Origin of the sequence: Mycobacterium sp., assembly GCF_032162105.1 — a bacterium.
Classification (GTDB): domain Bacteria; phylum Actinomycetota; class Actinomycetes; order Mycobacteriales; family Mycobacteriaceae; genus Mycobacterium.
On sequence record NZ_JAVRPS010000541.1, the window covers coordinates 1 to 4914 of the forward strand.

Annotated in this window: 6 protein-coding genes; 5 read left to right on the forward strand and 1 reads right to left on the reverse strand. The window is 68.1% G+C overall.

Annotated elements, in window-relative coordinates:
• On the forward strand, nt 1-739 hold a 739-nt coding region (locus tag QOC69_RS27720; RefSeq protein WP_526445729.1), incomplete at its 5' end, for an SDR family NAD(P)-dependent oxidoreductase.
• 156 nt (nt 740-895) lie between these two features.
• Here QOC69_RS27720 and QOC69_RS27725 read toward each other — a convergent pair.
• Nucleotides 896-1102, reverse strand: coding sequence for a hypothetical protein (locus QOC69_RS27725; RefSeq protein WP_526445731.1), 207 nt, complete (start codon nt 1100-1102; stop codon nt 896-898).
• A 558-nt stretch (nt 1103-1660) separates the two neighbouring features.
• On the opposite strand from QOC69_RS27725, the gene QOC69_RS27730 reads away from it, so the two are divergent.
• From QOC69_RS27730 to QOC69_RS27745, 4 genes are all read left to right on the forward strand, one after another.
• Complete coding sequence (locus QOC69_RS27730) at nt 1661-1924, forward strand: Rho termination factor N-terminal domain-containing protein (protein ID WP_526445732.1); 264 nt, start codon at nt 1661-1663, stop codon at nt 1922-1924.
• A gap of 21 nt (nt 1925-1945) precedes the next feature.
• On the forward strand, nt 1946-2095 hold the full coding sequence (locus tag QOC69_RS27735; protein ID WP_526445733.1) for a hypothetical protein: 150 nt from the start codon (nt 1946-1948) through the stop codon (nt 2093-2095).
• Between the two features lie 34 nt (nt 2096-2129).
• The gene (locus QOC69_RS27740; RefSeq protein WP_526445734.1) at nt 2130-3596 is read left to right on the forward strand and encodes an aminotransferase class I/II-fold pyridoxal phosphate-dependent enzyme; all 1467 of its coding nucleotides are present in this window, start codon (nt 2130-2132) and stop codon (nt 3594-3596) included.
• A gap of 124 nt (nt 3597-3720) precedes the next feature.
• Nucleotides 3721-4875 (forward strand): NAD(P)/FAD-dependent oxidoreductase, encoded by a 1155-nt coding sequence (locus QOC69_RS27745; RefSeq protein ID WP_526445735.1) that lies wholly within the window; start codon nt 3721-3723, stop codon nt 4873-4875.
• Nucleotides 4876-4914: the final 39 nt, after the last annotated feature.

The following is a 4914-nucleotide window of genomic DNA, read 5'->3' on the forward strand; positions in this document are numbered from 1 at the left end:
CGTAGTCGTGATCACGGGGGCCGCCAGCGGCATGGGGCGTGCGACCGCACATCTCCTCGCCGATGAGGGCGCCGCGGTCGGTGTCGTCGACCGTGATGCCTACGGGCTGGCACGCGTGGCCGATGAGATCAACGACGTAGGCGGCCGCGTCCACGCCGTCGTCGCGGACGTCGGTGAGTCCGACGTCCCGGCAGCCGTCATCACCGAGATCCGAGAATCCCTCGGCGCGATCGACGGCCTGGTCAACAACGCGGGGGTGAGCATCCCTGTGCCGATCGACGGTGACGACTTCGAGGACCACTGGGCGACCACCATGGCAATCAATCTGACCGCTTACGCGCGGTTCGTTCGCGCCGCACTGCCCGATCTGCGCCGGGAGCGCAGAGGCCGGATCGTCAATGTGGCGTCGACAGAGGGCCTCGGCGCGACCGGCGGAATCTCGCCCTACACGGCCACGAAACACGGCGTGATCGGCCTGACGCGGTCGCTTGCGGTCGAACTCGGTCCGACCGGGGTGACGGTGAACTGTGTGTGCCCGGGCCCGATCAACACCGGAATGACCGCAATCATCCCCGACGAGCTGAAGGCCACCTTCGCCCGCCGACGGACGGCGTTGCGTCGTTACGGGGATCCCGAAGAGGTTGCGCACGCGACGTTGTCGCTGCTTCTCCCGGCCGCCTCGTACATCACCGGCGCGGTACTCGCCGTCGACGGCGGACTCACCATCCGCAACGCCTGAGCGCCAACAAGGTCGCGCCAATCCTGTTCGGTCCGTTCGCGACCGCTGTGCATGCCGAGGACGAAGTGAACGCGAACTTGCCCGCCGACTTTCCGGTGAAGACTCCGACCGCGATCGACGGCGGTGCCGCGCATGGCGCAGCCTCGGGTTGCCCTGTTAGTCGGCGCTGGTCTTGCGGCCGTCGTAGGGCGGGACTGCGGGAGCAGTATCCTGCGGCGGCAGATCCCCGGGGCCGCCCAAGACCTCGTCGTTGTCGGGGTCGGTGAGGGGCGGGTTCGCGTCTGGATCGACGACCCCCGCGGGACGATCGGTGGTGCCTTCATCGGTGTCGGTGTTGTGCTGTTGGTCGCGCGCCGTGCTCATGATTGTCTCCTCGCGCACGCCGCTACGGTGCGGCGATGCCCGGGTCGGCTACCCGCACATTCGTCCGCAAAACCCGACCCGGCCCCTTGGGCGACGCCGGCGCTTTGGTGGGAGTGGTCGCCGGATGGCCGAATAGGTGGCGCTCGTCGCGGAGACCGGTGTCCGACGATTTGGTGCGCCCACCAGTCCACGCGGTGGGTGGCGGGCAACGGGCGGCGTAGCGGGTGCCACCCACGGGGTGTCTGACATCGCCGTGGTGGTCGTGGACATGCTCAACGCGTAACGGCATCGCGACGGCGAAATGGCCTGCCCATCAACGATGTTCGCCGTGCACGGGCCGCCGCCGGATCAGGGACGACATCGGCGAGACTCTGCCAGGACGTGGACATCGGCAAGCGGTACACGACGTGTCCGTCCCGCGGGATGTCTGAGCATCGGTGCCGCGCGCCTCGGCGTCGGTCTCCGCCCGGCGTGAGTGAGGGGCGTTTGAGCGGTTCCGACACGGGGAACGAAACGAAGAGCAGCACCATGTGTTCGAGGCACGAAGGGATGAGCGAAATGGCCACACGTCGGTCGTCGATCAAGAACGAGAAGCTCTATACGGAACTACGCAAGGACGGTGACTCCAAGCAGAAGGCGGCCCGCATATCCAACGCCGCCGCAGCACGCGGCACGTCGAGCGTCGCCCGCAAGGGCGGCAAGTCCGGCTCCTACGACGACTGGACGGTGACGGAGTTGAAGAAGCGCGCCAAGGAACTCGGCATCAGTGGATACTCCGGCAAGCGCAAGTCCGAACTGGTCTCGGCGCTGCGCAACCGTTGAGTGCGACAAAGCGTGCCAACCATGTCCATTTCACCGTCCGAGAACCCTCCGATCGTGCCGCCGTTCGGTGACCCGAACCAAGCCCTGTTCAACTGCACCGGAAATCTGTCGCCCAACGTCGCTGACCCACGCGAACTGATCGACCGCGGCGAGGACCACGAGTCGGGGTGAGCGCCGACCGGCTGCGCGCCGTGGGACGACCTCGATGACAGATCAGTCCCAGACGCCTGTCCTGGATGCGTTGCGCGACTACCGGCGCCGGGCCGGCTACGGCTTCACGCCCCCCGGACACCGGCAGGGACGCGGCATCGGCGACACCGTCAGGGAGGTCCTCGGCGAGCAGCCCTTCCACAGCGACGTCTTGGCCTCCAGCGGTCTGGACGATCGACGCTCCCGCGGCGGCTTTCTGCGCCACGCCGAAGAACTCATGGCAGACGCGGTCGGCGCGGACAACGCATTCTTCTCCACCTGCGGCAGCTCCCTGTCGGTGAAGGCGGCGATGCTCGCCGTGGCGGGGGACCATCCCGGCGGACTGCTGCTCGGCCGCGACAGCCACAAGTCGATCGTGGCCGGCCTGATCTTCTCCAGTGTGCGGCCACGCTGGATCACCCCGCAGTGGGACGCCGAACGTCACCTTTCGCATCCACCGTCGCCAGGGCAGGTCGAGGCGGCATGGCGGGACAATCCCGATGCCGCAGCCGCGTTGATCGTGAGCCCGTCGCCGTATGGCACCTGCGCCGACATCGCAGGCATCGCCGAGGTATGTCATCGCAGGGGCAAGCCGCTCATCGTGGACGAAGCCTGGGGTGCGCACCTGCCGTTCCATCCCGAGCTGCCCACCTGGGCGATGGACGCCGGTGCCGATGTCTGCGTGGTCAGCGTCCACAAGATGGGCACCGGATTCGAGCAAGGATCGGTGTTTCACCATCAGGGCGAGCTGGTCGAGTGGGCGCATCTGTCCGCGTGCGCCGACCTGCTGATGACCACGAGCCCCAGCGTCCTGGTCTACGGGGCCCTCGATGGCTGGCGGCACCAGATGGTGCACCAAGGACGCCAGTTGCTTGGTGCGGCAATCGACTTGGCACATGACGCGCGTACCCGCATCGAAGAGCTGGAGGGCCTGCACGTGCTCGACGACGAGCTGCTCGGCCACCAAGCCTCACACGACCTGGACCGACTCCAGATGCTGGTCGACGTCAGCGATCTCGGCGTCTCGGGCTACCAATGCGCCGACTGGCTGCGCGAGCATCGGCACCTCGACGTCGGCATGGCCGATCACCGCCGCATCCTGGCCACCGTCTCGATCGCCGACGACGAGGCCACCGTCGAGCGTCTGATCGAGGCGTTGACCGACCTCACCCGGTACGCGCCCGCACTGCCGACCAGCCCCGCGATCGAGGTGCCGGCTCCTGACCAGTTGGCCCTGGAGACGGTGTGCGCGCCGCGCACCGCATTCTTTGGACCGAGCGTGCAGATGCCGGCCGACAGCGCCGCCGGATGTGTAGCAGCCGAACAGCTCACGCCGTATCCGCCCGGCATCCCGGTGGTGGTTCCCGGCGAACGGCTCGATGCGGCCGTGATCGATTACCTGCGTTCGGGCGCGGCCGCGGGCATGGCGGTGCCCGACGCCACCGACCCCAGTCTGAACACCTTCCGGGTGTGCCGAGCGTGATCGAGGTTCCCCGGAGTTGGGTGCGTGTCATATCCACGACGAGGATGCAGGAGCAACCTTCGAATTGACCGCGGCGCGGCCAGACGCGGGTGTGGAATCGTGTCGGCGCGGGTAAGACGCCGGCATGGACGAACCGGGATTCATCGTCATCGGCAGCGGGCCAGGCGGAGTCAGCGCCGCCGACGCGTTTCGGCATCACAACCGCGAGCTACCGGTGCGCATCCTCACAGCCGATCCGGAACCGCCCTACGCCCGCCCACCGTTGAGCAAGGACTACCTGCGGGGCGACACCGACGACGTGTGGCTGCACCCGGCGCACTGGTACGCCGAACGTTCCATCGACCTACGACTCGCGGCCGAAGTCGTCGCGATCGACCCCGGCGCGCACACCGTCACCGCGGACGGCGACACCTACCCGTACACCGCACTGGTGCTGGCCTGTGGCGCCGCACCCACACCGCTGCCGGTACCCGGCGGTCACCACGCGCTGCAACTGAGATCACTCGCCGATGCTGCGCGGCTGCGGAAGGCAGCGGCCGACGCGGCCTCGGCGGTGGTCGTTGGCGCCGGTTTCATCGGATGCGAAGTGGCTGCTTCCCTTGCCCTCAACGGCCTGGCCGTCACCCTCGTCGCTCCCGAGCGCGTGCCGCAGGAGAAACGGCTCGGCTCTGCCGCGGGACGCCGGCTGCAAGCCCTGGTGGAGCTGACGGGTGCCCGCTACGTCGGGGGAGTATCGGTGCGCGAACTCACCGAAGGCGTTGTGCGCCTCGACAACGGAGTCAGCATCGACTGCGACCTCATCGTCGCCGCGACCGGCGTCACACCCCGCAGCGCGCTCGCCGAGCACGCCGGCCTGAACATCCGGGATTCACGCGTGGTCGTCGGCGCCGACATGCGCTCCTCAGCCCCCGACGTGTACGCGGTGGGCGACCTCGCGCTGGCATTCAACCCTCGGATCGGCCGCCACATCGTCGTCGAACACTGGCAGGACGCCGACGACCAAGGGGCGATCGCCGGATCAGACGCGGCCGGGCAGCCGTCGACATGGCAGAACGTGCCCGGCTTCTGGAGCACCATCGGCGATGCCACGCTGAAGTACCACGCCTGGGGCGACGGCTACGACCATGACCGGCTCCTCGAACGAGCCGACGGATTCACCGTCTGGTACGAGTCCGACGGCTCGGCCGTCGGCGTCCTGACCCACGCCGCCGACGACGACTACGACACCGGTGAAACACTCATCGCCGAGGCACGGCCCACTCCGGTACTCATGAACTGAGGAGCTACCGAGGAGGGACCCAGCGGATTCCCGCTGGGT

What these genes read in the sequence shown, in the direction of transcription:
- QOC69_RS27730 (WP_526445732.1), top strand. Translation starts at nt 1,661, where the DNA reads ATGGCCACACGTCGGTCGTCGATCAAGAACGAGAAGCTCTATACGGAA.
- QOC69_RS27740 (WP_526445734.1), top strand. Translation starts at nt 2,130, where the DNA reads ATGACAGATCAGTCCCAGACGCCTGTCCTGGATGCGTTGCGCGACTAC.
- QOC69_RS27745 (WP_526445735.1), top strand. Translation starts at nt 3,721, where the DNA reads ATGGACGAACCGGGATTCATCGTCATCGGCAGCGGGCCAGGCGGAGTC.
- QOC69_RS27725 (WP_526445731.1), bottom strand. Translation starts at nt 1,102, where the DNA reads ATGAGCACGGCGCGCGACCAACAGCACAACACCGACACCGATGAAGGC.
- QOC69_RS27735 (WP_526445733.1), top strand. Translation starts at nt 1,946, where the DNA reads ATGTCCATTTCACCGTCCGAGAACCCTCCGATCGTGCCGCCGTTCGGT.